The 287-nt window shown below is 56.1% G+C and carries 1 pseudogene; it reads right to left on the reverse strand.

From position 1 onward, the window contains the following. A pseudogene (locus tag SB724_RS19800) lies at nucleotides 1-287 on the reverse strand (histidine kinase); the annotation flags it as partial.

Here is a 287-nt window from a genome sequence, read left to right on the forward strand (position 1 = left end):
GCTGCGTAGATCTTGCCGTCGCCAAGCCTTTGCCGCAGCAGCTCCGGTGAGATGTCCACCAAATGGATTTGATCAGCTCGTCTCACCACATCATCGGGAACTGTCTCTGCCTGCTTGACGTCAGTGATGGCAGAGACGACGTCCCCTAGGGAAGCAAGATGCTGCACGTTCACGGTGGACAGGACGTTGATGCCAGCGTCCAGCAGTTCCTCAATGTCTTGCCAGCGCTTTCCATGACGACTACCAGGAATGTTGGTATGCGCGTATTCGTCCACGATCACGGTGTG

Origin of the sequence: Bacillus sp. SIMBA_031 (assembly GCF_046535225.1) — a bacterium.
GTDB classification, from domain to species: Bacteria; Bacillota; Bacilli; order Bacillales; family Bacillaceae; genus Bacillus; species Bacillus velezensis.